At 59.1% G+C, this 25,357-nt stretch carries 23 protein-coding genes and 1 pseudogene; 7 read left to right on the forward strand and 17 right to left on the reverse strand.

Features of this window, described 5'->3' with window-relative positions:
* Positions 1-79 precede the first annotated feature (79 nt).
* Both POR16_RS12550 and POR16_RS12555 read right to left on the reverse strand, forming a co-directional pair.
* Positions 80-628 carry a cupin domain-containing protein gene (locus tag POR16_RS12550; RefSeq protein ID WP_005886806.1) on the reverse strand — a complete coding sequence of 183 codons (549 nt, stop codon included), beginning with the start codon at positions 626-628 and terminating at the stop codon, positions 80-82.
* Positions 629-739: 111 nt separating this feature from the next.
* Positions 740-1,504 carry a gamma-glutamyl-gamma-aminobutyrate hydrolase family protein gene (locus POR16_RS12555; RefSeq protein ID WP_005886804.1) on the reverse strand — a complete coding sequence of 255 codons (765 nt, stop codon included), beginning with the start codon at positions 1,502-1,504 and terminating at the stop codon, positions 740-742.
* 126 nt (positions 1,505-1,630) lie between these two features.
* Between POR16_RS12555 and POR16_RS12560 the strand changes: the two genes are divergently transcribed.
* From POR16_RS12560 to POR16_RS12570, 3 genes are all read left to right on the forward strand, one after another.
* The gene (locus POR16_RS12560) at positions 1,631-2,518 is read left to right on the forward strand and encodes a LysR family transcriptional regulator (RefSeq protein WP_005886803.1); all 888 of its coding nucleotides are present in this window, start codon (positions 1,631-1,633) and stop codon (positions 2,516-2,518) included.
* 146 nt (positions 2,519-2,664) lie between these two features.
* Positions 2,665-3,729, forward strand: coding sequence for an aromatic ring-hydroxylating dioxygenase subunit alpha (locus tag POR16_RS12565; RefSeq protein ID WP_005886801.1), 1,065 nt, complete (start codon positions 2,665-2,667; stop codon positions 3,727-3,729).
* 72 nt (positions 3,730-3,801) lie between these two features.
* Positions 3,802-4,752: a PDR/VanB family oxidoreductase gene (locus POR16_RS12570; protein ID WP_005886799.1), complete on the forward strand. Its 951-nt coding sequence runs from the start codon at positions 3,802-3,804 to the stop codon at positions 4,750-4,752.
* On the opposite strand, the gene POR16_RS12575 is transcribed toward POR16_RS12570, so the two are convergent.
* The 4 genes from POR16_RS12575 to POR16_RS12590 form a co-directional block, all read right to left on the reverse strand.
* Positions 4,753-5,463 (reverse strand): GntR family transcriptional regulator, encoded by a 711-nt coding sequence (locus tag POR16_RS12575; protein ID WP_053480909.1) that lies wholly within the window; start codon positions 5,461-5,463, stop codon positions 4,753-4,755. It lies immediately after the preceding gene.
* A 75-nt stretch (positions 5,464-5,538) separates the two neighbouring features.
* Positions 5,539-7,509, reverse strand: coding sequence for a putative bifunctional diguanylate cyclase/phosphodiesterase (locus POR16_RS12580; RefSeq protein ID WP_005886794.1), 1,971 nt, complete (start codon positions 7,507-7,509; stop codon positions 5,539-5,541).
* Between the two features lie 224 nt (positions 7,510-7,733).
* The gene (locus tag POR16_RS12585) at positions 7,734-8,426 is read right to left on the reverse strand and encodes a hypothetical protein (RefSeq protein WP_005886792.1); all 693 of its coding nucleotides are present in this window, start codon (positions 8,424-8,426) and stop codon (positions 7,734-7,736) included.
* 144 nt (positions 8,427-8,570) lie between these two features.
* Positions 8,571-9,464 carry a LysR family transcriptional regulator gene (locus POR16_RS12590; RefSeq protein WP_005886790.1) on the reverse strand — a complete coding sequence of 298 codons (894 nt, stop codon included), beginning with the start codon at positions 9,462-9,464 and terminating at the stop codon, positions 8,571-8,573.
* 140 nt (positions 9,465-9,604) lie between these two features.
* On the opposite strand from POR16_RS12590, the gene POR16_RS12595 reads away from it, so the two are divergent.
* A complete protein-coding gene (locus POR16_RS12595) occupies positions 9,605-10,945 on the forward strand; it encodes an MFS transporter (RefSeq protein ID WP_024690660.1) in 1,341 nt (446 codons plus the stop codon).
* A gap of 19 nt (positions 10,946-10,964) precedes the next feature.
* Positions 10,965-12,239: a glucarate dehydratase family protein gene (locus POR16_RS12600; protein WP_005886786.1), complete on the forward strand. Its 1,275-nt coding sequence runs from the start codon at positions 10,965-10,967 to the stop codon at positions 12,237-12,239.
* Positions 12,240-12,412: 173 nt separating this feature from the next.
* On the opposite strand, the gene POR16_RS12605 is transcribed toward POR16_RS12600, so the two are convergent.
* A complete protein-coding gene (locus tag POR16_RS12605; RefSeq protein ID WP_024670079.1) occupies positions 12,413-12,721 on the reverse strand; it encodes a putative quinol monooxygenase in 309 nt (102 codons plus the stop codon).
* 36 nt (positions 12,722-12,757) lie between these two features.
* Entirely contained in the window at positions 12,758-13,942 is a 1,185-nt protein-coding gene (locus POR16_RS12610) for an L-dopachrome tautomerase-related protein (protein ID WP_005886782.1), read from the reverse strand.
* A gap of 389 nt (positions 13,943-14,331) precedes the next feature.
* Between POR16_RS12610 and POR16_RS12615 the strand changes: the two genes are divergently transcribed.
* On the forward strand, positions 14,332-14,913 hold the full coding sequence (locus POR16_RS12615) for a TetR/AcrR family transcriptional regulator (protein WP_005886780.1): 582 nt from the start codon (positions 14,332-14,334) through the stop codon (positions 14,911-14,913).
* Between the two features lie 58 nt (positions 14,914-14,971).
* On the opposite strand, the gene POR16_RS12620 is transcribed toward POR16_RS12615, so the two are convergent.
* From POR16_RS12620 to POR16_RS12630, 3 genes are all read right to left on the reverse strand, one after another.
* Positions 14,972-15,946, reverse strand: a complete 975-nt coding sequence (locus tag POR16_RS12620; RefSeq protein WP_053932642.1) for a 5-oxoprolinase subunit C family protein — start codon at positions 15,944-15,946, stop codon at positions 14,972-14,974.
* Positions 15,943-16,815, reverse strand: coding sequence for a 5-oxoprolinase subunit B family protein (locus POR16_RS12625; protein WP_005886774.1), 873 nt, complete (start codon positions 16,813-16,815; stop codon positions 15,943-15,945). The genes POR16_RS12620 and POR16_RS12625 overlap by 4 nt, the downstream gene beginning before the upstream one ends.
* Before the next feature lie 88 nt (positions 16,816-16,903).
* A complete protein-coding gene (locus POR16_RS12630) occupies positions 16,904-17,659 on the reverse strand; it encodes a 5-oxoprolinase subunit PxpA (protein ID WP_005886772.1) in 756 nt (251 codons plus the stop codon).
* A gap of 126 nt (positions 17,660-17,785) precedes the next feature.
* On the opposite strand from POR16_RS12630, the gene POR16_RS12635 reads away from it, so the two are divergent.
* Complete coding sequence (locus POR16_RS12635) at positions 17,786-18,703, forward strand: LysR family transcriptional regulator (RefSeq protein WP_005886769.1); 918 nt, start codon at positions 17,786-17,788, stop codon at positions 18,701-18,703.
* Between the two features lie 10 nt (positions 18,704-18,713).
* On the opposite strand, the pseudogene POR16_RS12640 reads toward POR16_RS12635, so the two are convergent.
* The 6 genes and pseudogenes from POR16_RS12640 to POR16_RS12665 all read right to left on the reverse strand — a co-directional run.
* A pseudogene (locus POR16_RS12640) lies at positions 18,714-19,100 on the reverse strand (LysR substrate-binding domain-containing protein); the annotation flags it as partial.
* Between the two features lie 88 nt (positions 19,101-19,188).
* Positions 19,189-19,533 carry a hypothetical protein gene (locus tag POR16_RS12645; protein ID WP_005886765.1) on the reverse strand — a complete coding sequence of 115 codons (345 nt, stop codon included), beginning with the start codon at positions 19,531-19,533 and terminating at the stop codon, positions 19,189-19,191.
* Positions 19,534-19,645: 112 nt separating this feature from the next.
* Positions 19,646-20,914 carry a thiolase family protein gene (locus POR16_RS12650; protein WP_122349636.1) on the reverse strand — a complete coding sequence of 423 codons (1,269 nt, stop codon included), beginning with the start codon at positions 20,912-20,914 and terminating at the stop codon, positions 19,646-19,648.
* A complete protein-coding gene (locus POR16_RS12655) occupies positions 20,911-22,797 on the reverse strand; it encodes a feruloyl-CoA synthase (protein ID WP_005886760.1) in 1,887 nt (628 codons plus the stop codon). Before POR16_RS12655 ends, POR16_RS12650 begins: the two co-directional genes overlap by 4 nt.
* A 150-nt stretch (positions 22,798-22,947) precedes the next feature.
* Positions 22,948-24,396: an aldehyde dehydrogenase gene (locus POR16_RS12660; protein ID WP_005886758.1), complete on the reverse strand. Its 1,449-nt coding sequence runs from the start codon at positions 24,394-24,396 to the stop codon at positions 22,948-22,950.
* Positions 24,397-24,478: 82 nt separating this feature from the next.
* A complete protein-coding gene (locus POR16_RS12665; RefSeq protein WP_005886755.1) occupies positions 24,479-25,309 on the reverse strand; it encodes a p-hydroxycinnamoyl CoA hydratase/lyase in 831 nt (276 codons plus the stop codon).
* Positions 25,310-25,357 lie beyond the last annotated feature (48 nt).

Here is a 25,357-nt window from a genome sequence, read left to right on the forward strand (position 1 = left end):
ACGTGTCGACTAGTCGGTTGACCGGCTCAGCGCAGCGATAGTTACCGAGGTTGAGTTGCGCCCTGATGCAGATGAACGCCTAGAAATTGGCGGGCGTATTGGCGCTGACGATCTCGGCTTCGTCCTGACCGATGTTGCGGAAGCGATGCGGGAGCGTGGTCGGGAAGTAATAGCCGTCTCCAGGACCGAGGATGTTGACCTGACCATTGATGGTCAGCTCCACAGTGCCTCGCGTGACCAGCCCGCACTCCTCGCCTTCGCTATGCACGATGGGCTCTTCGCCGGAGTCTGCACCGGGCGCGTACTGCTCGCGCAGAAAACGCATCTGACGGCTCGGCAACGTTGCGCCGACGAGCAGCAGCCGCACACCGTTACGGCCCAGATCAGGCTGATCACCTGCCCGGAAGACATACTGGTCCTGCCCCGGAGGCTGATCAAAGGTGAAGAAATCCGCCAGAGTCATGGGGATCCCTTCGAGCAGCTTCTTCAATGAGCTGATCGAGGGGCTGACGCGGTTTTGCTCAATCAGGGAAATCGTCGCATTTGTCACACCACTGCGTCTGGCGAGTTCGCGTTGCGACAGCTTGTAGCTTTCACGCACCAGCTTGAGTCGTGCTCCCGTATCCATAGTGGCCTTATGCGAAAGATATCCGATGAATAAAGCAAAGCCCCGACGCAACGGATCTTCCATTTCGCGAGGCGGCAAAGCCGGATATTAAATCACGTTTGCCGGCAACACTCAGCCGCTGATCGCGTCATCACGACGACGGGCATAAGCCTGACAGGCCTCGCGAAACGCGGTGAACAACCTCATCGATACTGGGTTTTCCCTGAACTCCCATTCCGGGTGCCACTGCACACCGAGCACAAAACCCGGCGCACCGGGCAGTGAAACCGCTTCTACCAGCCCGTCAGGTGCCAGCGCTTCCGCGCGCAAGTCCGATGCGAGATGGTCAATGCCCTGACTGTGCAGACTGTTGACCTCGAACCCCGGTGCCAGACCGAGCGACTCCAGCAGGCCGCCCTTCTGCACCTGCACCGGGTGCTGCGGTGCGTACTGGACTGACAGCAACTCGCTCTGCGGCTCGCGGTGATCAAGATAGTCAGGCAAGTCCTGCACTCGCTGATGCAGGCTGCCCCCCAGGGCGACGTTCAACTCCTGAAAACCCCGGCAGATGCACAACACTGGTACGCCTCGAGCAATGGCAGCCCTGAGCAGCGGCAACGTCATTCGATCCCGAAACACATCGTGTGCAGTGCCTTCCAGGCTCGGAGCGCCCTGATAATGGTGAGGTTCGACATTTGAAGGTGATCCGGTAAACAGCAATCCGTCGAGCGAAGCCAGAAGTTGTGCAGGCTCCGTGGGCTCGTCCAGCGCAGGGAGGATGACCGGGATACCCGCGAAAGCGGCAGCCTCGACATATTTATCGCCTGCGGTATGAGACGAGTACTTGCCCAACTGCTGGCGGCAAGCGGTGACACCGATCAAAGGAAGTCGTGACATGGTTGAATCCTTGGCAAAAGCAGGGAGCGGACAGCACCGATACAGCTATCCGGAAAACATGGAAGCAGTCTAGGATAGTCACTTGTGCAACAGACATGGGCATTCTGGCAAGGAAACATTGCAGCCATGCAATATGAAATTAATCATGCAGACCTTTCACTGGTGCTGGCGCTGGTTCGTGGCCGTACGCTGGCACGCGCTGCAGAGCTCCTGCACGTTGATATCTCCACGGTATTTCGCTCAATCCACCGTCTCGAGACGGCTCTCGGTGCAGCCCTTTTTGAAAAGAATCGGCGAGGCTACATTCCGACCGACACCGCTCAGGCCATGGCCGAGCAGGCAGAGCAGGCCGAGATGGCTCTCAGCGCAGCTCGGGTGGCCTTACAGCAAGGCGAACACGTGGTCAGCGGCACCGTGCGCCTGACCTGTACCGATGCCGTACTGCACAGTCTGCTGCTGCCAGCGCTTGCGACGTTCATGCCGCAGTACCCTGCACTCACCCTGGAGCTGGCGACGTCCAATGCCTTCGCCAACCTCAGTCGCCGGGATGCCGACATTGCGCTTCGCCTGACCAACACGCCACCCGAGCATCTGATCGGGCGCTGCCTGGGACGTGCCGAATACGTCGTTTGCGGTCGTCCTGACTACCGTGAGGCACTGGAGCAGAACCCGGCCTCGGTGCCCTGGATCAGCCCGGACGATTCAATGCCGGACCACACCTCAGTGATCTGGCGTAAACAGGCATTCCCTGCGGTGATACCGCGCTACCGCTGTAGTAGCATGTCGGCCGTATCCCAGTTGGTCACTGCGGGGCTGGGAGTAGCAGCCTTGACGGATTTCACAGTCAGAGGCCTGACGGGTGTGGAGCGCCTCAGCGAACCGCTGGCGGGCTGCAGCACCGACCTGTGGCTGCTGACACGTCCCGACTGTCGGGCACTGCGCTCTGTCCAGACCCTGCTGGAGGCGTTGGCGCCTTTACTGCGAGCGGCATTGACGATCGACAAAACCGTCTGACAGGCGCTCTGTGGATCCATTAAATAATAGTTAACTAAATTAATCATTGGATTAATGCCTGTCCTGTGGCATTAATGATCCTGAGGAAAACAAGTGCGCAATTCTGTGGATCCATAAGACCTATAAGCAAACCGTGGAGAACCGTCATGCACCCAAAAAATGCCTGGTATGTCGCCTGTACTGCCGATGAAGTCACCGACAAGCCGCTGGGCCGGCAGATATGCAACGAGAAGATGGCGTTCTACCGCGATCAGAATCAGCAGATCGTTGCCGTCGAAGATTTCTGCCCGCACCGTGGCGCTCCGCTCTCGCTGGGGTATGTCGAGAACGGTCAACTGGTGTGTGGTTACCACGGCCTGGTGATGGGCAGCGATGGCAAGACGGTGTCGATGCCAGGCCAGCGGGTTCGGGGTTTTCCTTGTAACAAGACTTTTGCAGCCGTCGAGCGCTACGGTTTCATATGGGTATGGCCGGGTGACAAGGAAAAAGCGGACCCTGCACTGATCCATCATCTGGAATGGGCGGTCAGTGATGAATGGGCCTATGGCGGCGGTCTGTTTCACATCCAGTGCGACTACCGCCTGATGATCGACAACCTGATGGACCTTACGCACGAAACCTACGTGCATGCCTCAAGCATCGGCCAGAAGGAGATCGACGAAGCGCCGCCCGTCACCACCGTCGAAGGCGAAGAAGTCGTCACTGCGCGCCATATGGAAAACATCATGCCACCGCCATTCTGGCAAATGGCCTTGCGCGGTAATAATCTTGCGGATGACGTGCCGGTAGATCGCTGGCAGATCTGTCGCTTCACCCCGCCCAGTCATGTATTGATCGAAGTCGGCGTCGCCCATGCCGGCAAGGGTGGCTATGAAGCACCCCAGGAATTCAAGGCGTCGAGCATCGTCGTCGACTTCATCACGCCCGAAACCGACACATCCATCTGGTATTTCTGGGGGATGGCGCGCAATTTCAATCCAGCTGATGAGTCGCTGACAGCCACCATCCGCGAAGGTCAGCGCAAGATTTTCAGCGAAGACCTGGAAATGCTCGAGCGCCAGCAACAGAACCTGCTGCAGCACCCCCATCGCAACCTGCTCAAGCTCAACATTGATGCCGGTGGCGTGCAGTCACGCAAAATCCTGGAACGCCTGATCGCCGCCGAGCGGGCCAGCCCTGGCGAGCAGATCCCGGTCATGGCCACGAAGTGACGTTCAAAACCCCAGCCAGATGCTTTGAGAACAATCAGAAGTGACCCTGCAGCGGTCACCCGAGGAAACATCATGATCGACGTGACGGTGTCATCACGCAATGACGAAGCGCTGGATATCTGCAGCTTTGAACTGGTGCGTACCGATGGGCAGCCACTACCGCCCTTCACGGCCGGCGCGCACATAGACGTCTACCTGCCTGATGGTCTGATCAGGCAATATTCGCTGTGCAACGCCCCGAACGAGCGCCATCGATACCTGATCGGCGTGCTCAACGACCCGGCCTCACGCGGTGGTTCGCGCAGCCTGCATCAGCAGATCCAGGCAGGCGCGCAGTTACGCATCAGCGAACCGCGCAACCTCTTCCCCCTGGCCGAGAACAGCCGTCGTAGCCTGCTGTTTGGTGGCGGCATCGGTATCACGCCGATCCTCTGCATGGCGGAACAACTGGACCTGGACGGCGCCGACTTTGAGCTGCACTACTGCGTGCGTTCTGCCGAACGAGGGGCTTTTATCGAGCGTCTGAAGCAGTCGCGTTTCGCCGACCGGGTAACGCTGCACCTCGATGAGCAACCGGGCACTGCACTGAACGCAGCCCAAGTGCTGGCTGCCCCAAAACCCGACTGTCATCTGTACGTCTGCGGACCGGGTGGGTTCATGCAGCACATCCTCGACAGCGCGCGCAGTGCGGGGTGGTCCGAGGACAATTTGCATCGCGAGTATTTTTCCGCCGAGCCGGTAGACACCAGCAACGACGACAGCTTCTCGATCGAGATCGCCAGCACCGGTCAAGTCATCGCTATTCCGGCCAACAAGACTGTGGCTCAGGTGCTTGAAAGCCACGGCATCGATATTCCGCTGTCCTGCGAGCAAGGCGTTTGCGGGACTTGCCTGACGCGGGTATTGAAAGGCATCCCCGACCACCGGGACCTGTTTCTGACCGAGGACGAGCAAGCGCTCAACGACCAGTTCACGCCCTGCTGCTCGCGCTCCAGGACGCCTCTGCTGGTCATCGACCTCTGATCAGTCGGAGGGTTGAATGACCTTCATGCGCTCGGGCACGCAGGTACCGAAAATCTCGGCATAGCGCAGGGTCGCATTGGCGTGCTCACGCATGATCGCCTCAGCGCGGGCACTTTGGCCGTTGATAAGCGCATCGACCACAGCATGATGCTGCATGTGGGCGAAATTGAAGCGTCGGTACTCGCGAATCAGGTTATTGCGATCAACTGCCAGTGCCGTGACCGACGCAAAAGGCAGATGATCGTTACGCGCCAGCGCATCGGCAATAGCCCGGTTGCCGCTACCTTCCACAATTACCCGATGCAGACGCATATTCAGGTCATGATAAACCTCAAGGTCATCTTCGGTGACGTGGCCTTTCTCGAACAGCGAATCGCCTAGATCCAGGCACGTCTGAAGCTCGTCACGGGCTTGCGGGGTCAACCCACGCTCGGCCAGTTGCCGAGCCGCCAGCCCTTCCAGCACTCCACGCACATCTACCGCGCCGGCGATTTCCTGTGGGCTGATCGAACGTACCTGAAAGCCCCGCCCGCCAAAGGGCACCAGCAAGCCCTCCTGTTCCAGCGTACGAAAGGCCATACGCACCGGCATGCGTGAAACACCGAACAATTGCGCAGTCGGCACTTCCATCAAGCGCTCACCGGCCGCCAGTTCGCCTGATGCAATCATTTTGCGCAGTGCAACGAGAACAGTCTGTCCGGGTTTACTCATGAACAGCATTCCGTGGGCATAGGAAAATGCATATTACCCCACTCGCGCGATGCTGAATGGCTCAGGGGCAATAGATCAGATGGGGCACGAAGCTGCGTAACCAAATGTGCGCTCGTCATCCGGCGTTTCAATCCATACCAGTGTCTCGGCGAACGTTATCGGCGGGCTGTAGAAATAGCCTTGGACCATCGTGCAGCCCAAGCTCGTCAGCGCGTTCAGCTCGTCCTGCGTCTCGACCCCCTCGATCACGCAACCCAGTGACATGTCCAGGCTCAGGGCTACCAGCGACTTGACGATCTTGTAACTGGCCGGATTGTCATGCACGCCGGTCACAAAACTGCGATCAATCTTCAGTTTGGTCAGCGCCAGGGCGTGCAGCTGGCTAAGACTGGAGTAACCGGTGCCAAAGTCGTCAAGGGAGATCCCGCACCCCAACTGGCGAAACCGGGCAATCGCTTGTTGAACCTGGTTAATGTCCTGCATGACGGCCGTTTCAGTGATTTCCAGATCAAGGCGCGAGGCGTCAAAACCGCTGTTTTCAATGATCTCTACAATTTTATTGACGCTTTCCCAGGTCGCGCAGTCATGGGCCGACAGATTGAACGACAGCTTGATCGGCGATGGCCAGGACAATGCTCGCTGCAGTGCATGCGTCAGCAAAGGTACGGTCAGCTTGTTGATCATGCCGATCCGCTCGGCAATCGGAATGAAATGCGCAGGCGATACTGCGCCGAGTTCCGGGCTGTTCCAGCGTGCCAGCGCTTCGAAAGCCACTGTTTCACGTGTGCAACTTTCAATGATCGGCTGAAACAGGACGTGAAACTCCGTCTCCAGATTCGCCCGCCGCAATGCCTGCTCGGTTACGCCATCGGTATGCAGCTGTTTACGGTGACCGGCCGAAAAAAGGCAAGTGGACCCGGGGTTGTGGTTCTTGCCTTGGTAAAGGGCGTAATCGGCATATTCAAACAGCTGGGTGGCATTGTCGGCGGTGGCTGGAAACGTCGCGAAACCGAGGGTCGCGCCGATCTGGATCGGGATTTCCGACAGCTCGAAGCTTTCATGCATCAATGTGCAAAGGTGCTTGCCGAACATCAGCAACGCCTCGTTACTGATGTCGCCCTTGATGACCAGCGCGAATTCGTCACCGCCCAGCCGCGACACATGCACTGTATCGCTGGCAGCGCTGCTCAGCCGTTCGGCGACCAGCATCAGCAGCCGATCACCGATACGATGGCCATAAAGGTCGTTGACCGGCTTGAACCCGTCCAGATCCAGCACACCCACCGCAAGCCCGCTGCGCTGCAGCAGTGCCTCGTTCATCGCCGTATCCAGTGTCTGGAAAAACTGCCGACGATTGGGCAAGCCGGTCAGGCTATCCTGATTGGCCAGCAACAGGTTCTCGTTGCTCAGCTGTTCAGTCCTGACCTGGACGTTCACCAGGCTGGTGAAGTCGCGGTACTGATAGCGAAGAATGATCAGCATACCGATCGACACCAGCACGATATTCGCCGCAGTGGCGATAAACGTGATGTTGTGCGTCGAAGCAAAGAAAATAACGAACGCGGTGTTGACGATCACCGCGGTGGTCAAGGCTGCAGATTGCAAATGCATCATGCAGAAAATGCACACAATCACGGTAATACCCATGAAAAACGCCACGTGCGCCTGGGTATAGGAGTCGCCATAGGGGTACAGCGCCAAGGACCATCCCGCGAAGGCGGCGGCGATGATACCTGCCAGCCCATTGGTACCGCGCAACGTCGCCAGAATGGTACTTGAAGCTGGCGGCGGCTTGTTTACCGAAAGCAGCCACTTGCGCGCGCGAATGCCGCACCCGATGGTGAGGACTGTCGGCACCAGCAACGTCAGCCAAATCGGGGCAGTCGCCCAATGGGTAAAGGCAAGCGCCCACGTATTGACCAACAGCACGAAGTACATCAGCGGCAGTTGTCGGGACAAAGCGACGTATTGGGCTTGCAAAAGCCGGGGATTATCGGAAGGCACGGACATCAGGGTACGCAAGGCACCCGGTAGTTTTTTCAGCATCGCAAGGCTTCTCTGTCACTACAGTCAAAGCGCACGTGGCTTGCTGCTCATCATGCGAGCCGGGTTGTAACCTGCTCACCTGTAATGCTCTCGGCAGCGGTGATTAATTCTTTACAGTAAAACCGGACCGCGCATCGGTTTGAGTGAAACAGACAGGCCACAGTGCGCCAGCCACCGCGACAAGACATCCTGCAGACGCTTTGCGATGAATCTTCAAGTCACGCTCAGTTCGCCGCCACCTGGGCACGATCAGCCTGCATCACCAGCGACTTCAGCGACACATCGAACTGCTTCAATGCACTGACCTGAAGTTCACGCTGCTGATTGATCTGTGCAGCAATCTCGGGCGCAGCCTTGCCCTGCACCCAGACTGATGTGATGTCCTTCACCACCTCGCCTTCTGCCTTGCCGATGTACTGCAGGTTGTTGTCGTAAAAGCGGGCCATGAAACGCGCTTCGACCTGACTGTTGCGTTTGCTTACCAGCCGGTTATAGGTGTCGAGCATCACTACGACGTCCGGGCGCGCCAGCATCAGTGCGTCAAGGTTGTCGTAGACCGTTACGGAAGCGAACTCTTTGCTCAGAGACCCCACCAGCCAGTCCGTCGCCAGCTTGGGGTCTGAACTGCTGATAAATGCATTGCGGATACGTGAATCGAGCGCCTGGTTTTTCCCGCTCCCGAGCGCGACCGAATGGTAGTTGTTCAGATACTGCAGGTTGCTGAGGGTGTTTTCGCTGTACAGCACACCCACTGTCTGTGTGTGCCGAAGACTGGCGGCGCTGTCGGCGACGGGCGCGAAGTGGCAGGACTGTTCGGAGGCTGGAGTGGCGGACGAGACGGCAGCGCTGGCGGGTGCCGAAAATACGCTAGCGATTGTTAACACAGCAGCAAGCGTCAACAGATTGAACATTCTCATCGCGTCGTCTCCCTTAGAGCAAGTGGCTATGACGCCATCCTCCTCCTTTGCCGGAAAAACAGAACTTGCCTTGCTTGATGATGACTATCGACTGAACAAATGATAGTCGACGCCGGCCAGCTGCACCTTGTTTCAGGCATGTTTTTAATAAGACCTTACTGCGGTGCGGATCGCTTCAAGCAGCATTCTGCAAGCCGGGTTGTCGTTGTCTGAACGCCAGACCAGATGCAACTCGCTCTGCACCCCCTCACCCAGGTCGATGTCACGAAACACAACGTCCTTGAACACCACGTTGGTCGCGCATCGCGGCACCAGCGCCAGCCCCATGCCGGCATTGACCAGCGCCAGAATGGTCAGTGATGATCCAAGCCACTGGACATACTCCGGCGCCACCTGCGCCGAACGAAACATGCCGGTCAGCAGTTCGTTGAATGGCGGGTAAGCAGAGTGCGAGTACATCAGAAAAGGAACGCCATCGAGGTCAACCACACCTACGTTGTCCTCGCTAGCCAGCGGATGCTTGCCAGGCACCGCAAGCACAAAAGGCTCGCGCACCAGGCATTCGCTCTCATAACCAGGCTGGAACAGCGGCGCCCGGACGATACCCAGATCAATGCGCCGAGCCCTCAGTGCTTCATGCTGCTGATAGGTGTTCATTTCAGTCAGGGAAATCTTCACCTGCGGCTGGTTTAACCGAGCCTCTGCAATCACCTTGGGCAGAAACTCATACACCGCGCTCCCCACGAAACTGATGGTCACCGACCCGATGTCACCTTCCGCGAAACGTCGAGCGGCAATGGCCGCTTGCTGCGCCCTCTCCAGCAGCGTCTGAGCCTCTATGAAAAAAGCCCGACCTGCGGCGGTGAGTGCCACGCTACGGGTGCTGCGGGTGAACAGCTCGACACCAAGATTGTGTTCCAGCAACTGGATCTGTCGACTCAGCGGTGGTTGGGTCATGTTGAGTCGTTCGGCGGCGCGCCGAAAATTCAGCTCTGTCGCCACGGTGGTGAAACAGCGCAATTGCGAAAGCTCGAACATTGATCCAATCCAGGTATCAATCAAGTCAATAACTAGATTAGACGGGAATAATCCGCACGTCCATGATCGACTCATCCCTCAAAAAAACAATGAATGGGAGTCATCGCTTGAATACCACCCCTCACACCACGGATGTCACGGTGCTCGCGCGTGCCGCTTCCAAGGTGAAACGCCATGTATTGCCACTGTTTGTGGTGATGTTCATCGTCAACTACATCGACCGGGTCAACATCGGCTTTGTGCGCAGCCATCTGGAAACCGATCTGGGTATAGGCGCCGCAGCGTACGGGTTGGGTGCCGGTTTGTTCTTTGTTGGTTATGCGCTGTTCGAAGTGCCTTCCAACCTGTTGCTGCAGCGCTACGGCGCCCGCGCCTGGCTGACGCGCATCATGTTCACCTGGGGCGCGGCGGCGATGGCCATGGCATTCGTGCAGGGCGAAACCAGCTTCTATGTGCTGCGCTTTATCCTTGGCGCGGCTGAAGCGGGCTTCTTTCCAGGCATCATTTATTACTTCACTCAGTGGCTACCTTCAAGCGATCGTGGCAAGGCAATGGCGCTGTTTCTCAGTGGCTCGGCGATTGCTTCGGTGATCTCCGGTCCGGTATCCGGAGCGTTGCTGAGCGTAGAAGGGTTGAACCTGCACGGCTGGCAATGGATGTTCCTGATCGAGGGCTTTGCATCCATCGCCCTGTGTGGCTTCGTGTGGTTCTGGTTACAGTCGCATCCGCACCAGGCAACCTGGCTCAGCGCTGAAGAAAAAACTGCGCTGGTCAACGCCATTGCCGAAGAACAGCGGCTTCGCGAAGCCGCACAGACGGTAAAGCCTTCGGTATTCCGCTTGCTGGCCGACCGGCAGATTCTGTTGTTTTGCTTTATCTACTTTTCGGTAGCGCTGACCATCTACGGCGCGACATTCTGGCTACCTAGCATGATCCGTAAGATGGGCAGCTTCAGCGACTTCGAGGTAGGGCTGTTCAACTCGGTGCCTTGGATCATCTCGATTGTCGCCATGTACGGTTTTGCCGCCCTTGCCGCGCGTTTCAAACATCAGCAGGCGTGGGTCGCCGTGACGCTGGTCATCGCTTCTGTCGGCATGTTCATGTCGACCATTGGCGGTCCGGTTTTCGCTTTCGTCGCCATCTGTTTCGCAGCCATCGGCTTCAAAGCTGCGTCGGCACTGTTCTGGCCAATTCCTCAGGGATACCTCGATGCACGCATCGCTGCAGCGGTGATCGCACTGATCAACTCCATCGGTAACCTTGGCGGCTTCGTGGCACCCACCACATTCGGCTTCCTCGAGCAGACCACCGGTTCTATACAGGGTGGTTTGTACGGCCTTGCTGCCACATCGCTGCTGGCCGCCATCGTGATTTTCTTCGCCCGCACCACTCCGCGCGGTGACAGACGCCCATCCGACGTCGAGCACGCCCCGCTGCATCGCAAGGGCACGCTTGGCACCCCTTCCAGCCTAAAACCCTGAACCCTCGGGAGACAGTCCTTTGAAAATCACACGTGTGACCGTGACCCCTATCGCCTTTCGTGACCCGCCGCTGCTTAACGCCAGCGGCATCCACGAGCCTTTCGCGCTGCGTTCGATCATCGAGGTCGAAACCGACAACGGCTACATAGGCCTTGGCGAAAGCTACGGCGATGCTCCGGCGCTGGCAATTCAACAACAGGTGCAGAAGCAGCTGATCGGTGTCGACCCGTTCAATCTCAATCTATTGCGCAGTATCGTTCAGGCGACCGTTGCCGCACACAAGCCCTTCAGTCTGGCAGGTGCCGAGCTGGCGCCGGGCTCACACGCCAGCAAAGCAGTCAGCAACGCCTATTCCGCGTTCGAGGTGGCCTTTTTGGACGTGCAGGCACGCTCCATGAACCTGCCTCTGGTAGACCTGCTTGGTGGCGCGATTCGCGACCGGATTCCCTTCAGCGCCTACCTGTTCTTCAAGTATGCGCAGCATGCCGATGCGCCTTACGCGCCAGACAGCTGGGGTGAAGCACTGAACGAGGAACAGATCGTCGCGCAGGCCAGACGCATGATCGAAGCCTATGGTTTCAAAAGCATCAAACTCAAGGCCGGCGCGCTGGACCCAGAACATGAAGTGTCCTGCATCAAGGCGTTGAAAAAAGCCTTCCCCGGCTATCCGTTGCGCATCGACCCCAATGGCAACTGGTCGCTGGAAACTTCGATCCGCATGGCCGAATTGCTGGGTGATGACCTTCAATACTACGAAGACCCGACACCGGGCCTGGACGGTATGTCCGAACTGCACAAACGCACCGGCCTGCCGCTGGCGACCAACATGGTCGTGACCGATTTCGACGAGTTCCGCCGCAGCGTGGCCCTCGACAGCGTGCAGATCGTGCTCGCCGACCACCATTACTGGGGTGGCCTGCGCGACACTCAGACGCTGGCGAAGATGTGCGACACCTTTGGCCTCGGCGTGTCGATGCACTCAAACTCGCATCTGGGCATCAGCCTCATGGCGATGGCCCACGTGGCCGCGTCCGTGCCCAACCTGGATTACGCCTGTGACACCCACTACCCGTGGCAGGAGCCGGACGAAGAAGTCATCAAGGGCGGAAAGCTGCCGATTGTCGACGGTTGCGTCAGCATCACCCGGGCACCCGGCCTCGGGCTGGAGCTGGATTACGACCAGCTCGGCAAGCTCAACGACCAGTACCACAGCTGCGGGATTCGTCAGCGCGATGATGTAAAACAGATGCAGAAGTACAAACCGGAATGGAAAGCAGTCAAACCGAGGTATTGAGCCCCCCCCCGATCCGGCTCAGTCCGTTCTTTGAGAAGAATGGGCCGTCTGGTCGACGCCCGGTTGATCCTGCCGGGCTAATACCTTACGCCGCAATGGGCGGCACGCCCGACAGTTGATGGACTTCAGGCTCTCTGATCACAGCCTGAAGCATTGCAACGACCTGTCCCGACTCAGTGCGATACCTGATCAAGAAATATCAACTGAGGTGGCGTGGCGAGCAGTTCGCCGGCTGCCGCCGAGAACTGTTGATAGTGTGCCGTGGCAACATGCGCATCCAGCGCTGCCTGGTGTTCAAAGCACTCACGCATGTAAAACGTCCCGGCCTCATCGGACTTCTCGAACAGCACGTATTCGATGTTTCCCGGTTCTGATCTGGAGGGTTCCACCAGTGTAAGTAATGCTTCTTTCAATGCAGCCTCCTTGCCCGGCCTGGCTTTCAGGACTGCGATCAAGACGATGGGTTTTACCTGCGTATTCATGTCCAGCTCTCCATTGTTCGGTTCAATTCGGTCCGGTTAATGCGTCGGCGCAGGCGCAGCGCCGACTTTCACGCGCAGCAAGCTATAAGGTTTTTCACGTTTGTCGTGGCCTGAATTGAAACCTGCCTGACGGTGCAACTGGTTGACGATGAAATACAGGTAACCGTCAGGGCCGATCGACAAGGTATCGGGCCATAGCATGCGAGGATCATGTGCCACGGTCTGCCATGCGCCGTTCGACAGGCGTTTGCGAATCGCATTGTGCTCATAATCACCTGTGTACACAGCGCCCTCTGCATCGGACTCCAGCCCGTCGGAGGCGCCTTTTTCGCCAAGGTCCTGAACAGCAGCTACCAGTTGTTGCTCGGTTACACCGCTGTCGTTCAACAGGTCGGTAGCGACGGAGTACAGGTGGCGGCTGGACAACGGCGAGAAATACAGCGTCTTGCCATCTGCCGACAGTGCTATCCCGTCTGCAGCAACGGTCACTGGTTTGCGCGTGCCATCGGGGCCATCGCCAAGTACGGGCATGCCCTCGACGACAGGTACGAACGCAGGGTCTGCGGAGGTTGCCTTTGCCCCGCTCAAGCGCCGCACAGCCTTGCAGCTGGCGATGTCCATGACAATGATTGCGCCCGGCCCGCTTACCGACGAGTCAGTGACATAGACAGTCCCCTGCGACCCCTTGCGGAAGTCGAAGCGCATGTCGTTGACATAAGTGCTGGGCAAAATCACGTTATCCGGAAAGACCAGTCGCTTGACGATTTTATTGGTGGCCAGGTCTACCGCAACCAGTTTAGCACCGTGCGGACGTGGTGCTGCGAACCCTGGCGCCGCAGTATCCAGCATCCAAACGCGCCCTTTGCCATCAGCGACCACGCTCTGCACGCTGATCAGGCCGTCGGCCGGGTCTTTCGGGTTCTCCTGGTTGACCGCCGAATCCGGGTAGGCGACCACCTTGCCGTCACGAATCTCGCCCACCGTGAATGGCACCTTGTCACCCCAGCGAGGGAAGTTGACGAAGATTCGCCCGGTTTCGGTGACTGTCACGCCAGTCGGCATCGCGTCATAAAACGCATGGACCTGTTCGAGCTTGCCGACGGGTTTATCGGCAGGCGCACTCGCAGGCAATTCGGTGGTGCTCATGCCATAAGCCAGTGAAGTAGTGAGCGTGGCTGCGGAAATCATAGCAATTGCTAAAGAAATGGCTGTTCGATGCATGGGCTCTCCTGATGAGCCAGCCAGAGCTGCTCATCGGTATTTCGGCTCGGCGCACGTGCTTAGCGCAACGTGTCGCCAGCTGGGGTGGGCTACAGGATGGCAAGTATTCTGGCCTTTCCTGTTACAAAGAGAAATGCCGCGAATACGTAAACACTTTCAACGCAACGACGAAGATCAGCCCCCATCGGAACGCGTCGCGTCATCCATCTTCAGACTCGCGCGCTATCGGTCAGCAAGGCGCCAAGACGTTTCGCACTGTACCCGGTGGTTGGTCGCCTGATGATCAAAGCCTCTTTCATGACCGTTGCAAATTGCCCGGCCCTTTAATGACGGTCAACATCAATGCTATATTCTCCTCCTGTCGAACGGCCAGACAACGAGGAAAATACATGAAGGTCACCAAGGCGCAGGCGCAGGCCAACCGCGCTCACATTGTAGAGACCGCATCCGTACAGTTTCGTGAGCGTGGCTTTGACGGTGTGGGAATAGCTGACTTGATGGCAGCCGCAGGCTTTACCCACGGCGGGTTCTACAAGCACTTTGGCTCGAAGTCTGACCTGATGGCAGAGTCGGCCGCCTGCTCTATCCAGCAGACGGTGGAACAATCGAAGGACATTGAGCCTGCGCAATTCATCGACTACTACCTGTCCCGAAACCACCGGGACAACCCCGGCACCGGCTGCACAATGGCGGCGCTCGGGGGTGATGCCGCGCGTCAGTCGGATGAAGTCAAAGCGACATTTGCCAAAGGTATCGAAAGCATACTCGCCGCAATGCAGCCTTCGGACGAACGCACTGATGGCGACACGCTACAGCAGGCCAGGGCCCAGACCATTGATATGTTTGCCCACGCGATCGGTGCTCTGCTGCTGTCGCGCAGCTGCCCGGACGATTCACCGCTGGCCGATGAAATACTCGAGGTATGTCGCGCGAAAATGCTGGCTCAAGTGACTCCCGCACAGGCCGGTTGAAGGGTTTCCAGCGCTGTGATGAGCAAGCAGGACGGGACCGCCCTGCCCGCCGATCATTTCAGGAAGCAAACAACTTGCTCAAACACGCCAGCTTCTTCTTGTACGACTTGCGCGCCAGCAAGGCCTCCTCCAGCGTCACGGCAACAAAGCGGGCCTTCTGGTTGGGTTGCATCTGACCGATCAGGTCAAGGTCGGCGCTGATCACGGTGCCGATCATCGCGTAGCCGCCGCCAGACACTGCGTCACGGTGCAAAACGATAGGTTCCAGCCCCGCCGGGACCTGAATAGAGCCGATCGGATAGCAACTGTCGACGATGTTCGAAGGGTCGGAGCCGGCGCCGAACGGTTGTTCCCGTGGCTGGAACGTCAGCGCCCTGCCGCCCTTGAAGCGATAGCCGATACGGTCCGCCTCCGAGCCGACGGTCCAGGACTCGGAGAAAAAGCTGGTTGCCGCAAACTCGGTCAGGCGCTCGTAATACAACCCCGGCACCACACGCAGATAGACTTCGCCGCCCAGCGACTGGCGCAGCGCCATCGGCAGACTCGCGCCTGCACGGCCCTTGCCGCTGGCGGTGCCTATCGGCAACAGATCGTCTGTCGCCAGCCTGCGCCCCTGAAAACCGCCAAGCGCACCCAGCGTGTAGGTCGAACGACTGCCCAACACCAGCGGCACATCGATCCCGCCCGCGACAGCCAGATAAGTGCGGGCACCATCTTTGGGAAAATCAAAACGCAACACCTGCCCGGCGGTTACAGAAAAAGCAGTGTCATGGTGCATTTCAACGCCGTCCAGGCGCGGAGCCATATGTGCCCCACACACCGCAACCAGAGCGTCGCACTGGAACTCCAGCTCCGGACCGACCAGGGTGCATTCAAGTCCGGCGGCACCGGGCGGATTGCCGACCAGTTGGTTGGCGGCGCTCAGTGCGTACTGGTCCAGAGCACCTGAGGGCGGAATGCCCAAATGGTAATAACCTTCGCGACCAAGGTCCTGAACCGAGGTGGCCAGACCGGGTTTGAGTACCTTGATCATGCCAGCACCTCCTGCAACGATTTCGGATAGCCCGCGGGATCGGCCAGAAACGCATCCAGTGAAAACTCGACGGGACGAATCCGCAGGTCGAAACGCCCGGCCTCCACTTCGGCAACGGCGTGATCGTAGGTTTCCCGGTCCACCGATCTGAACTGCACAATGTCGCCCGGCCGGAAAAACACCATGTGTTCTTTCAGGTACGCCAGCCCCTGTTGCGGGTCGTAGATCGGCGCCGGGGTGACGCCGAACATCTGATAACCACCTGCACCACGCACCGAATAGATACAGCCAAAGCAACCGCCATGCCCCAGAGTCAGCTTCGGCGTGTCGGTGCGCGGGCGCAGGTACTTGGGCACCTGCAACTGCCGTTCACGTTCGACCATCTGAAACATGAACGGCAGGCCAGCCACGAATCCCACCATTGACACAAACCACGGCGCGCCGCTGTGCGCGGCGATGAACGCATCCACGTCGGCCAGATTGTTGATGCGCGCAGCGTATTCAAGGTCTGTGGCGCTCGGGTCCTGATGGCGGTCACGAAAACGCATCAGGGTTTCGTGGGTCCAGGGATCGTTGTAGAGCACAGGAATCTCGATGATACGGGTCTGTAAAGTGCGCTCGGCGACCGCGCCGGCTTCGGCCTCCCTTACCGCATCCAGCAGCGCATGTGGTGCGATGCGGTCGGGATCGAAACGGATCTGGAACGAGGCATTCGCCAGGCAAACATCGAGCACGCCATCCAGCGCCAGGCGCTCGACCGCACGGGTTACGGCCAGGCCCTTGAAGAAGGCTTCCAGCGACATGCTGTCACTGACCTCGGCAAAAAGATGTTCATCGGCGCCAAAGCTGTAGCGGATCGGATCGGCCATGTCTGTTCCTTTTTGGAATCGTTGTAGAAAGGCAGGCAAAGATCGTAATGGCGGCCCAGGAATCTTTGTTCCCGGTGCCGCGTGCTGGCTAACGCGGCTTACGCACGTCTATCCCAGCATTATCCAGCGCTTCACGGGTTGCCTGTGCGAGGGCCAGGGCGCCCGGAGTGTCGCTGTGTAAACAGATTGAATCGAATTCGATGGCCAGATCCTCGCCTTCGACCGTAAGCACCCGCCCTTGCTGACAGGCGCGAACCACACGTGCCGCGACTTCAGCCGGCTCATGGGCGCGTACGTTGCGGGTAAAGACGATAGAACCGCTGAGGTCGTAAGCACGATCGGCATAGAACTCGCGGACCACCGGCTGACCCAGTTCCTGAGCCACCTTGCAGATCACCGAACCGGGCATGCAGTAAAGCAGCAAATCAGGCTCGAGACGCTGCAGGTTTTGCACCAGCAGCCTGGCGGCCTCTTCATCGCGAGCGAGGTGCATGTACAGCGCGCCGTGAGGTTTGAAATGCTGAAGGGCGACGCCCTGAACCCTGGCCAGTTCGCGCAGTGCGCCAAGTTGGTAAAGCATGTCATCGACCAGTTCCTGCGCTGGCGCGTTGATATGCCGACGCCCGAAGCCCACCAGATCACGGAAACCTGGGTGTGCGCCGATGGCGACGCCCAGGCGTTTGGCCTGCTCAATGGTTCGACGCATGGTGCCTGGGTCACCGGCATGGAAGCCGGTAGCGATGTTGGCTGAACTGATAAAGGCCATCAGCTCGGTGTCGACACCGTCTCCGATGGTCCAGGCGCCGAAGCTTTCACCCATGTCCGAGTTGAAATCCACCTGCATGGTATTTGCTCCTGAGGCTAGGTAGCGGGATGCAAACCACGTTAAATTTTCACTACCCCCTTGGGTAGATCTATTATCAGATACGTTATCTTCTGAAAAACAGATACCTCTCAGACTGGAGTACTTATGTCCCTGACCTTGCGCCAGGTTCGTTATTTCGTCGCCACCGCCGAGATCGGGCAGATATCGCAGGCCGCCATCCATCTCAATATTTCCCAGTCAGCCGTCACCACGGCGATCAAGGAACTGGAGAGCATGCTGGGTTCACTGCTTTTCCAGCGCTCGGCACAAGGCATGAGCCTGACCGAGGCCGGACGACACTTTCTCAACCGTGCCTATGTGATTCTGCGCAGCGTTGATGATGCACTGAACAGCCCTTTGCCCGATGTTCGCGCCAGCGGCGTACTGCGCCTGGCCGCGAGCTATACCGTGATCGGTTACTTTCTGCCGCACCATTTGCAACGGCTCGAGCACTGGCACCCGGACGTCGCCATCAAAGTGCATGAGCAGGAGCGCCAATCGATTGAGCAAGGCTTGCTGGAAGGCCGATTCGATATGGCTGTGGTGCTTACCGCCAACATCACTCACCCGGATATCATCTCGGAAACACTGTTCAACTCGGAACGCCGCTTATGGCTGTCCAGCCACCACCCGCTGTGCCAGCGTGCCTCTGTCAGCCTGGCCGACGTGGCAAACGAGCCCTACATCCTGTTGACCGTTGACGAAGCCGAGCAGAGCGCCATGCGCTACTGGGAGCTGGCTGGCCAACAACCAAACGTTCGTGTGCGCACCAGTTCGGTGGAGGCCGTGCGCAGTATGGTTGCCAACGGCAGCGGCGTGGCGATTCTCTCGGACCTGGTGCATCGCCCATGGTCGCTGGAGGGCAAGCGAATCGAGACGTTGACCGTGACCGACCAGGTAACGCCTATGAGCGTTGGGCTGGCCTGGCACCGCGGGCGCGAATTGAGCCCGGCGATGCAGGCCTTCCGCAACTATTTCCACGACGCGTTTCTGGCTCCTCAACAACTCTCGGCGCGGCGTTGAACGCATCGCGCTATGCCTGATCGGCCTTGGAACGCTTGCCAAGCGGCCCGTGCTGAGCCATCACTTCGCTCACCCAGTCGATAAACACCCGCACCTTGATGCTGACATGCCGATTGGGGGGAAAGGCCACATACATCGGCATGCTGTCCAGCTGCCAATCCTCGAACAACCGGACAAGATCGCCTCGCGCCAGATGCGGCCGAGCCATGTAATCGGGTAGCCAGAGAATGCCCATCCCGGCGAGTCCGGCAGCGATATAGGCGTTGCCGTCATCCACGGCCAGCGTGTAGCGGCCCTGAATATGGACCTGTTCGCCACTGCGGTGCATGGCATAAGGCAGCGCCTTGCCGGTTCGCGCCCACAGATACCCGACAATACGATGTGCCGAATTTTCAAGTTACCTGGCTTTACGGTTTTGACTTCGAAATCAAGGTCATCGTCAGGCTGCCGGGATCTGCGGCGCAATAAACCGCTGCTTGAGCCCTTCAGCGGCTGCGGATCGGTACCACGCAGTCGCCCGGATCAACCACCAAAGGCTCTTCGAACTGCTGAAAGAACTGCCCCGAAACAACGTGATCTAGAAACTGCGCCTGGTCTTCGGTGACCCGTTTCACTGGAGCGTAGCCAACGGTATCAGGCACCGTCAGCAAGCGTGCCTTGCGCTCATGCGCCACGGCGATGAACGCCCTTTTCTCTTCGTCGGACATTGCTGAAAAGTAGTCGGACAGACCTTCCAGCGAGCGCACTGCCAGATCCTGGTCGAGCTGATCACCATCCGTGAACATCAAATGCCAGACGAAATCGAAAGATAGCTCAGCGAGGGCACGCATAGACAGGTTCCGTGGTGTTCCAAAGGCGCGAGAGTCGCCCTTCATCATGATTCGGTCAAGCGGTAAAAGATGACATGCATCATGCGCAGTGTTTATGGAGGTATAAACAGGTTTACGCGGACACTCGGTCGCGTTCCGGGAAGGCTCGATACAGAGGGTTCTCGATCAGCAGCGCCATGCCCTGCCCTCCGCCCACACAGGCAGCAGCAATACCGTAACGCAGGTTTTCTTCGCGCAACTGACGGGCCAGGGTCATGACCAGCCGCAGCCCGGTGGCGGCCAGCGGATGGCCGATACCCAGTGAGCCGCCCTGACAATTGAGCCTTTCAATGTCCAGTTCCAGTGTCTGCGCCACGGCCAGCACCTGAGCGGCCTGTGCCTCGTTGATTTCCAGCCGGTCGATATCGTCGAGCGCCAGCCCACTGCGTTGCAACAACAATTGAATGGCCGGCACAGGGCCGATGCCCATGAACTCCGGAGCGACGCCGACCACCGCGCAGGCCAGCAAATGCGCCATGACCGGCCTGTCTGTCTGCGACAGGTGAGCGACGAGCGCCGCGGCCGCGCCGTCGACCACCGCACAGCTATTGCCTGCGGTCTGAACCCCATCGCCATGAATGGCACGTAAACGCGACAACGCTTCAGGGCTGGTTGCGCGCGGGTGACTGTCCTGAGTGACGCTCTCGACCCCGCGCGGCAGCTCTATGCAGCGCGGTTGAAACAGCGCCAGTTCAAAGCATTCATTGCTGATCGGGACAATTTCCGAAAGCCAATGACCGTCGACCTGTGATTGCATGGCTCGCTGATGGCTGAGCAAGGCGTATTCATCCACTGTTTCGCGACTCAACACGTGGCGCCGGGCCAGGTTGTCGGCCGTGGCGATCATGTCCATGGCCGGTGCCGGATCGTAAAGCGCTTCCCAAAGAAAATCCTTGAACTGCACTTCGCCGCCCAATGCGAATCCGTCCCGGTGGGTATACGCAGCAATAGGATTGCGCGACATAGACTCGGCAGCGACGCACAGCGCCATTTGTCCGCCTCCACCCACGTGCAGGGCCGCCTGGCGCAACAACTCAAGGCCCGTGGCGCAGATTCGTTGTACGCCTAGCGCCGGAACGCTCTGTGGCACACCGCTGTACAAACCGATGTGCCTGGGCAGCAGGTACGCATCAAAACTGGCCTGTGCCATCGAGCCGGCCAATACCGTGTCGACCGAGGCTGGCGAGACTGCGGCGCGCGCCAGCACCTCGCGGGCCACCTTGATGCCCAGATCGATGGGCGAAATCTTCGCCAGCGCTCCGCCCAAATCCACCCACGGAGTGCGCACAGCCTCAACGATCGCGACATCGCTGAACGCAGAATACTGACCGCCACCGCTCACCCCTTGGGACCTGCATCAAGCCTGTCGGGGTCTTGGCCGCGATACAGCGCTTCGACTCGGTCTGCTCGCCACTGCAGGACCGCGCGCTGGTTGATCGACCCCTTGTCGGTAATCTCGCCGCGATCGATAGACGCAGGCTCATCGAGCAATGCAATCCATTCCAGCCGACTGGCGTTGCCGTTGGCGCCCTGGTTCAAGCGAGCCAGCCAGCCTGCAAACCACTCGCGTACTGCGGCGCTGGTCAGCACTTCGGCATCAGTTGCCTGTGCGCCCAGGCCGGCCAGTTGCCGACACTCGTACAGGCGCGGGAACACCAGCGCGCCCAGGCATTCGCGATCCGGCGCGGTAATGACGACATCCTGAACGTACGGCGAGCCTTCCAGCACCGCGCGATTACGCATCGGGCCGACGCTGACAAACACGCCCGAAGACAGCTTGAAGTCTTCGGCCAGACGCCCGTCAAACATCAGCCCCAACTCGGGCGCCGAAGGATCGGCCAGTTTGATCGCATCGCCGGAGCAGTAGAAGCCGTTCTCGTCGAACACCTCGGCAGTCTGCTGCGGCGAGCGCCAGTAGCCCGGCATGATATGGGGGCCGCGAAAACGTCCCTCGAGCTTGCCGTCTACCGGCACCAGACACACTTCGCAACCCGGTGCAGGCAGCCCGATGTAACCGGCCATTGCCAACGGCCCGGTGGTAAACGTGCAGGACGGCGCGGCCTCGGTCATGCCGAGCCCGGCCATCATGCGAATTCGTTCGCCACAATGCTGCTCGGAAATTCGGTCAAGACGGTCCCAGATGCTCTGCGACAGCCCGGCCGCGGCGAAGAAGAACAGCTTCATGCGCGAAAAGAAGCGCTCACGCAGGTCAGCGTCCTGCTCCAGAGCATTTACCAGCTCTTCCCAGCCTTTGGGTACGGTCAGGTAGGCCGTGGGCGAGATTTCCTTGAGGTTGCGCAACGTTTCGGCAAAACCCTGAGCAGTCGGTTTTCCATTGTCCAGATAGAACGTGCCACCGTTGTACAGGACGATACCGATGTTATGACTGCCGCCAAACGTGTGATTCCAAGGCAACCAGTCCACCAGCACCGGAGGCTCTTCGCCGAACACCGGGAAGGTCTGCAGCAGCATCTGTTGATTGGCGCAAAGCATGCGCTGGGTGGTGACCACCGCCTTGGGCAACTTGGTCGAGCCTGAGGTGAAAAGAAACTTGGCGATGCTGTCCGGCCCGCTGGCCATGAATGCAGCTTCGGCTTCGCTGCCGCCTGGCTTTTCGAGCAGGCTGGCAAAGCTCAGCGCGGGTCTGCCACTGAGTTGCCCACGCACCGTGATGATCGGCGTCTGCGCCGGAATAATCGCATCGATAGCGCGCTGGAATGGCGCTGCTTCGCTTACAAATACCAGGCCTGGCTGCAACACATCGCAGACATGGCGCAACTTGGCGAAATCCTGAGACATGATTGAATAGGCCGGCGACACCGGGCAATACGTAATCCCGGCGTACATGGCCCCGAGGGCGATCTGCAGATGTTCGATATCGTTGCCTGACAGCAACGTCAGCGGGCGTTCCGCAGACAGACCGAAAGCCAGCAGGCTTTGGGCAATGGCGCGGACATCAGCCAGCATGTCGGCATAACTGACCTTACGCCAGCCACCCCGGCTGTCGCGGGCAGCGATAAAGGTCTGCTGCGGCCTGACGCTGGCCCAATGCACCAGCCGGTCAAGCAGCCGGTCGGGCAATTGGGCCAGGGGTTCGAGGGCGCGCATGTGCAAGATGCCCTGTTCTTCCCGCACCTCTATGGGCGGGTGGCCGATGGAGACCTGACGATAGCGCGGCGAACCGGCTTCACTCTGCAACAACGATGATCTGATATCGGAACTCACGTGCGTTCTCTCCATCAAGGCACACAGACGCCAAACGGCCAGCAGCGGTTCGGGTCGAGCGTGGCAGCGTCGGGCTGCAGCCTTGTTATTGTTGTACCCGGCTTACTGGCGAAACGGCTGTCCGGCAGGCCGTCGTCAGTGCGCAAGGATTCAGATCGGGTAATGCCGAGGCCCGTTTTGCAAGGTCACCCAGCGCAACTGGGTAAAGTGCTCGATCGATGCCTTGCCGCCGAAGCTGCCGTAACCACTGGACTTCACCCCGCCGAAGGGCATTTGTGCCTCGTCATGCACGGTGGGCCCATTGATATGGCACATGCCGGACTCGACACGTTGCGCCAGCGCCAGGGCGCGGCCGGTATCACGGCTGAAGATGGCCGCAGACAGGCCGAACTCGGAATCATTGGCCAATTGCAACAACGCCTCGTCACCCTCCCCGCGAACCACTACCGCCACCGGACCGAAGGACTCTTCGCGATACAGGCGCATGGCGTCCGTCACGCCGTCGAGCAGCGTCGGCTGCAGAATGCTGCCATGCAACTGGCCACCAATCAGCAGCGTTGCCCCCAGATTGACCGCATCGTCGATCAGCGCCTTGATGCGCGTCCCGGCGCTGACGTCCACCAGCGACCCAAGTACCGACTGACTGTCATCCGGATGACCCGCGCGTAAGGTTTCGATCTTGGCCGTCAGCTTCGCCACAAAGCTGTCAGCCACTTTCTGATCGACAATCAACCGCTCGGTGGACATGCAGATTTGCCCCTGATTGAAATAGGCACCAAAAGCTGCCGCTTCCACCGCAGCGTCCAGGTCAGCGTCGTCCAGCACCAGAAACGGCGCCTTGCCACCCAGCTCCAGCAATGCGGGCTTCAGGTGCCGGGCCGAAAGTTCACCGACGATGCGCCCAACGTGGGTCGAGCCGGTGAAATTGACCCGGCGCACTGCAGGATTGGCAATCAGGCGCTCGACAATCGCCGGAGCATCCGCAGGTGCATTGCTGATCACGTTGACCACACCGTCACCCAGCCCGGCGTCCTGCAACACCTGGCCGATCAGGCGATGCACCGCCGGGCTGAGTTCAGACGCCTTGAGCACCACGGTATTGCCGCAGGCAAGCGGCATGGCGATGGCACGTGTAGCCAGAATCACCGGAGCATTCCACGGCGCAATGCCCAGCACCACGCCGCAGGGTTGGCGCAAGGCCATTGCAAAGCTGCCGGGAATATTGGAGGGGATGACATCGCCGGTGATCTGCGTGGTCATCGATGCGGCTTCGCGCAGCATGTTGGCGGCCAGTTGAACGTTGAAGCCGTACCAGTTGGCCATCGCCCCGGTTTCTCCCGCAGCGGCGATGAATTCTTCGCTGCGGGCCTGCATTTGCTCGGCAGCCTTGAGCAGGCGCGCACGCCGTTCACTGGGCGCCAGCGCCGCCCAGCCAGGAAACGCGGCCTGGGCAGCAGCAACGGCTGCGTCCGCGTCTTCCAGCGTCGCTGCGGCGACTCGCGAAACCACTTCGCCTGTCACCGGGTTGCAGCGTTCAAAAGTACGACCTTCACGGGCGGGGCACGACTGGCCGCCGATCAGCAGGGGCACGTCCAGCATGGTGATTCCTCTTTATTATTGTTGAAGTGCAGCTTCAGGCTTTGAGCTGCAAGCCCAAAGCCTGGCAGCGAGAGGCCAGCAGTTAACGCTTATAGGCTTCAAGCCCCGGCTTGATGCTTTTGTCGTCGAGGAATTGCTTCATACCCTGCTCGCGCCCGCCTTCCTTGTCCAGCAGGCGGGACTGATCGAGCTTCGCATACAGATAGTCTTCGTTCTGCTCCCAGGTCAGTTCGCGGCAGCGCTTGAAGCCATGTTTCGCGGCGCGCAATACCACCGGGTTCTTTTCCAGCAGATTGAGGGCCAGATCAATCGTCACCTGGCGCAATTGCGCCAATGGCACGCTTTCGTTTACCAGGCCCATTTCAGCGGCTTTCTTACCGTCGAAGGTCTTGCCGGTCATGATGTAATACAGCGATTGCCGATGGCCCACGGTGTCAGCCATAGCCTTGCTGACCAGATTGCCTGGCGGTATGCCCCAGTTGATTTCCGACAGCCCGAAGGTTGCCTCGTCGGCACAGATTGCCAGGTCGCAGGCCACCAGCGGGCTGAAACCGCCGCCGAAACACCAGCCATTGACCATCGCAATGGTGGGCTTGGCGTACATGCGCAGCATTTTCCATTGCCACTGGGACGCTTCGCGACGAATCTTTTCCTGAAGAATTTCCGGCCCCGCATCTACCTCGCGGAAATACTCCTTAAGGTCCATGCCTGCAGTCCAGGCCTCGCCAGCGCCGGTCAGCACCAACACGCCTGCTTCAGGATCCTGTTCGAGCGTCTCCAGCACATCAATCATTTCCCGATTCAGGGTCGGGCTCATGGCGTTGCGCTTTTCAGGGCGGTTGAGGATGACCCAGGCGATGCCCTGCTCCATCTCGACCTTGACGGTTGTCCAGCGACCTTCGTACTTGCTCATGGCGTGCTCTCTTGTTCTGGATCAGTAGATGACTCAAAGCTAAACCGC

The organism is Pseudomonas coronafaciens pv. oryzae str. 1_6 (assembly GCF_000156995.2).
GTDB lineage: Bacteria > Pseudomonadota > Gammaproteobacteria > Pseudomonadales > Pseudomonadaceae > Aquipseudomonas > Aquipseudomonas tremae.

What these genes read in the sequence shown, in the direction of transcription:
- POR16_RS12570 (WP_005886799.1), top strand. Translation starts at nt 3,802, where the DNA reads ATGATCGACGTGACGGTGTCATCACGCAATGACGAAGCGCTGGATATC.
- POR16_RS12635 (WP_005886769.1), top strand. Translation starts at nt 17,786, where the DNA reads ATGTCCCTGACCTTGCGCCAGGTTCGTTATTTCGTCGCCACCGCCGAG.
- POR16_RS12630 (WP_005886772.1), bottom strand. Translation starts at nt 17,659, where the DNA reads ATGCAGGTGGATTTCAACTCGGACATGGGTGAAAGCTTCGGCGCCTGG.
- POR16_RS12550 (WP_005886806.1), bottom strand. Translation starts at nt 628, where the DNA reads ATGGATACGGGAGCACGACTCAAGCTGGTGCGTGAAAGCTACAAGCTG.
- POR16_RS12575 (WP_053480909.1), bottom strand. Translation starts at nt 5,463, where the DNA reads ATGAGTAAACCCGGACAGACTGTTCTCGTTGCACTGCGCAAAATGATT.
- POR16_RS12620 (WP_053932642.1), bottom strand. Translation starts at nt 15,946, where the DNA reads ATGATCAAGGTACTCAAACCCGGTCTGGCCACCTCGGTTCAGGACCTT.
- POR16_RS12585 (WP_005886792.1), bottom strand. Translation starts at nt 8,426, where the DNA reads ATGAGAATGTTCAATCTGTTGACGCTTGCTGCTGTGTTAACAATCGCT.
- POR16_RS12660 (WP_005886758.1), bottom strand. Translation starts at nt 24,396, where the DNA reads ATGCTGGACGTGCCCCTGCTGATCGGCGGCCAGTCGTGCCCCGCCCGT.
- POR16_RS12555 (WP_005886804.1), bottom strand. Translation starts at nt 1,504, where the DNA reads ATGTCACGACTTCCTTTGATCGGTGTCACCGCTTGCCGCCAGCAGTTG.
- POR16_RS12565 (WP_005886801.1), top strand. Translation starts at nt 2,665, where the DNA reads ATGCACCCAAAAAATGCCTGGTATGTCGCCTGTACTGCCGATGAAGTC.
- POR16_RS12590 (WP_005886790.1), bottom strand. Translation starts at nt 9,464, where the DNA reads ATGTTCGAGCTTTCGCAATTGCGCTGTTTCACCACCGTGGCGACAGAG.
- POR16_RS12605 (WP_024670079.1), bottom strand. Translation starts at nt 12,721, where the DNA reads ATGAATACGCAGGTAAAACCCATCGTCTTGATCGCAGTCCTGAAAGCC.
- POR16_RS12665 (WP_005886755.1), bottom strand. Translation starts at nt 25,309, where the DNA reads ATGAGCAAGTACGAAGGTCGCTGGACAACCGTCAAGGTCGAGATGGAG.
- POR16_RS12610 (WP_005886782.1), bottom strand. Translation starts at nt 13,942, where the DNA reads ATGCATCGAACAGCCATTTCTTTAGCAATTGCTATGATTTCCGCAGCC.
- POR16_RS12560 (WP_005886803.1), top strand. Translation starts at nt 1,631, where the DNA reads ATGCAATATGAAATTAATCATGCAGACCTTTCACTGGTGCTGGCGCTG.
- POR16_RS12615 (WP_005886780.1), top strand. Translation starts at nt 14,332, where the DNA reads ATGAAGGTCACCAAGGCGCAGGCGCAGGCCAACCGCGCTCACATTGTA.
- POR16_RS12580 (WP_005886794.1), bottom strand. Translation starts at nt 7,509, where the DNA reads ATGCTGAAAAAACTACCGGGTGCCTTGCGTACCCTGATGTCCGTGCCT.
- POR16_RS12625 (WP_005886774.1), bottom strand. Translation starts at nt 16,815, where the DNA reads ATGGCCGATCCGATCCGCTACAGCTTTGGCGCCGATGAACATCTTTTT.
- POR16_RS12645 (WP_005886765.1), bottom strand. Translation starts at nt 19,533, where the DNA reads ATGCGTGCCCTCGCTGAGCTATCTTTCGATTTCGTCTGGCATTTGATG.